Origin of the sequence: Sphingomonas sp. Leaf67, assembly GCF_001421965.1 — a bacterium.
In the GTDB taxonomy this organism is placed as follows: Bacteria; Pseudomonadota; Alphaproteobacteria; order Sphingomonadales; family Sphingomonadaceae; genus Sphingomonas.
Map to the genome: position 1 here is coordinate 1 of NZ_LMLP01000017.1, position 3,346 is coordinate 3,346.

General features: G+C 60.7%; 3 protein-coding genes. 1 reads left to right on the plus strand and 2 read right to left on the minus strand.

Annotated features, from left to right (window positions below; genetic code table 11):
* Window positions 1–245: 245 nt before the first annotated feature.
* Both ASE90_RS21010 and ASE90_RS09385 read right to left on the minus strand, forming a co-directional pair.
* Window positions 246–893: an RES family NAD+ phosphorylase gene (locus ASE90_RS21010; RefSeq protein ID WP_082449691.1), complete on the minus strand. Its 648-nt coding sequence runs from the start codon at window positions 891–893 to the stop codon at window positions 246–248.
* The gene (locus ASE90_RS09385; RefSeq protein WP_055999318.1) at window positions 890–1,639 is read right to left on the minus strand and encodes a hypothetical protein; all 750 of its coding nucleotides are present in this window, start codon (window positions 1,637–1,639) and stop codon (window positions 890–892) included. The genes ASE90_RS21010 and ASE90_RS09385 overlap by 4 nt, the downstream gene beginning before the upstream one ends.
* Before the next feature lie 340 nt (window positions 1,640–1,979).
* Between ASE90_RS09385 and ASE90_RS09390 the strand changes: the two genes are divergently transcribed.
* Window positions 1,980–3,035, plus strand: a complete 1,056-nt coding sequence (locus ASE90_RS09390; RefSeq protein ID WP_055999322.1) for a site-specific integrase — start codon at window positions 1,980–1,982, stop codon at window positions 3,033–3,035.
* Window positions 3,036–3,346 lie beyond the last annotated feature (311 nt).

Genomic DNA, 3,346 nt, shown 5'->3' on the forward strand with positions numbered 1-3,346 from the left:
CACGCAGGCACTCGACCTTAGGCTATCTCAGCCCCATGGACTTCGAGAAGCAGGCTCATGTAGCCTAACTTGGTGTCCATGGGATCGGCAGCAGCTCATATTGAGCCAAATTTTAGACGTCTCTCTTCGGCGCAAATCGGACCGACCAGAGTAGGAACGCTGAGGACATACCTTAAGGGAACCGGTTGAAAGTGAACCGATGACCCGATCGAGAGGGAAGGGCGGGGCGGCAAGGGGGAAGGGCGTTAAGCTGTTAATGTCACGCCAGAACGTGCAGCAAGAGCCCTAAACCGCAGAGCCAACGCCGGATCCGCATCGATCCGGACAGTACTCACGACACTGAGGCTGCCGGCGGCCACGCGGTCTCCGAAGAGCATCATAGACAAGGACGACGGATAGGGACGCGATTCCCAGACCATGCCCTGGGTCGACGTATCCTTCCGGTGCAGCGCTGCGGACCAACGCCTCGTGTCGGGGAACTCTCGAGCCGTCGTGTCGATAAGCTGGTGGCGAGCAAGGCCGAGCTTCATAAGGTCGGGAGTGAGAAACGAACGCAACGCCAACGGGCTGACGACGCGTACTTGCGAACACCTCATCTCAGCGAGCTTGCTCAGCGGGTACGTTTTAAAAGGCTCTGCAGGATCGAGATCGTGGAAGATCGTCTCGTATACGGCAGCCTCGAATCCCTCGGCTGCATAAGCGGTCGGGACGCGTTTGCGGACCGGACCGATTGGCGCGAACCTCGTAGATCCGAAGCCTGGGTTGAAGTCGTCGCCAGCGCGTGTGTCCGCATGGACGCGCCAAAGCACCGCCCCCACCGGTAGCTGCGTGATATGGGTCGGGAAAGATGAAGGCGGCTTGGGAACGATCCCTGTAGGTGAGAGCGCCGTCACCCGCCGATCTCGTCACTCTCATGCGCTGCGGCCTCGATCACAGCATCAGCCTCATCTAGCCGGTCGCTTGGAGCCGGGCCGCCCAACCACGAATTCGACGACACGAACCAGAAGGCGACCTGCCATGGCGTGCGGTTGTCGGGTAGGACTTCGAGGACCTTCTTGATGACAGGGCGGGGCTTGCCATCTGCGTCGAATTGGAACGCCGGAAACCGATCCTGCCCCTGATAGGAGACGGCAAAGATGCGGCGGAGCGCCTTCCAGCGCGCGGCGGTCTGATGGCGGTTCTTCGCCTCGTGCCCGGCGCGGGCGGACACCTGAGCTGAGGTGAATGTCTCGACCTCATGGACGAAGCGCTGCCGGATCGCTGTGTTGTCCGCGGCCACCGCAGCCTGGAACTCTGCCATTGGATCGTGGGTGTCGGCGACGACGTCCAGCAGCTGCTCGATCTTACGCTCGAGGTGGCGGACGCGAACGTCTGGGAGCAGCTTGTCGACCAGCGCATAGAGCGCCTGTCGCTCAGTACCGGCTGCGATATCGTCTGAAGCCAGCCGCGCCATGGCAAGGCCAACCGCGCTTCGGAGCTGCTCGGTGAACGTCGGCTCGAGCCATACCGCGATATCGAGGTCGTCTTCCTGGCTTTTCGCGCGTTCGGTACCTGACGTCGCTTGAGCTGACTCGACCAGGCTTGCGACGACGAGATCGGCGAAGGTCCCTGGATCAACGGCATTGGCGAGCGTCGCCATGAAAGGCTCCTATGGTTAGCTTCCCTAACATATAATCGTACTAAGCGAACACGTCCACGGTTAGAAAGCATGTTTAGTAAACCGGATAACTCCCCATATTTGGTTAGGATGCCTAACTCCTAACGCTCATACCTCGAGGAAGAGGCGTTAGTAGGAACCCCTTGTAAGCGATCTAATTGGCATTTCAGGCCTCATGTTTTTAGCGATAAGTGTAATTCCTGCTAGAAAGGCTCTGGCGTGAAATGGGAATGTCGCGCACCATGCAGGTGCTACAAAAGTTGGCAGCCGGCGTATTTTGGTGATCGAGCGAACCGACGTGTCATATAAGCCTGACAGTGCCATGAGCTTGCCTGGCGACCTCGTCGTGGCCGACGAGGTCAATGTGCTCACTGCGTACCTGCCCGAACTGGCACCGCACGACCGCGACCGTGTCGATGACTATGTCGCACGCGCTTCGGCGGAATCGACGCTGCGCGCGTATCAGTCCGATTGGCGGCTATTTTGTGCCTGGTGCGCCGAAAACGGCTATCGATCATTGCCGGCGACGCCGGCAATTGTCGCGGCGTTCCTGACCTTGCTCGCCGAACGCGGGTTCGTGCCGCAGGCACCACAGCAATCGGGGGGCGGGCGAGCGGCGGTCGCCAAGCCCCTTGGCCGCTCGACGATTGGCCGCCGCCTTGCTGCCATCGTGTTTGCGCACCGCGCGGCGGGTGTCGATCCGCCGACCCATCAGCGCGATGCCGCACGGCTCGATAAGGCCATGCGGGCGATCCGGCGTGACAAGCGAGACGATCCGTCGGGTAAAAAGCGCCCCGCAGATGGTGATGTGTTGCGTGACATGTTGCGCACGATCAGCGGCGACGACCTGCGCGCGTACCGGGATCGCGCGCTGCTCGCGATCGGGATGGCCGGCGCTTTTCGCCGCTCAGAACTGGTCGCCATCACGGTTGGCCGGGTGTCGGACGAGGCCCGCGGCTTGCTCGTGCGGGTACCGACTTCGAAGACCGACCAGGAGGGCAGGGGACATAGTGTCGCCATCCCCGATGGCAGGCGCCTTGAGCCGGTGCGGCATTACCGTGCATGGCTCGAGAAGGCAGCAATCGACAGCGGCCCGGTCTTCCGCAAGCTGACGCCGCAGGGGCGGCTGACCGATCATCCCATGAGTGCGCAGGGCGTCGCCCTTGTCGTCAAAGCGGCTGCCCGATCCGCTGGCTATCCGGAGGCCTTATTCTCCGGACATTCGCTTCGAGCAGGCTTTCTCACCGAAGCCGGTCGGCAAAACGCCAATCTGTTCAAAATGCGTGAGCACAGCCGTCACGCCTCGATCGACATGGTGGCGGAATATGTGCGCGATCACGAGCGGTTTCGTGAGCATGCTGGGGAAGGATTCCTGTAGAAGGGCGACCCGTGAGGCAACCGTGGTGCCACCTCTCGCCCCTGAATTTGGCGATGGTAGCAAGCAACGTCTTCCTGCCCGAACGAATAATGACTTTCGCGAAGCTACTCCTCCCGATTTTGCAAGCTGACCCTTGCGGCAATCACGTCTGAGTAGCGGTATAGATAGGGTGGGTGCTCTATGGTCCTCGATATATCTAGACCTCAAGAGGACTAGGTGTTTGATCCCACGGTTTGATGGTGCGATCCTTTCGTTGGAATGGAAGGAAGCCGTATGGGACAGGTTCGTCACGGGAACGCCACGACCACGCA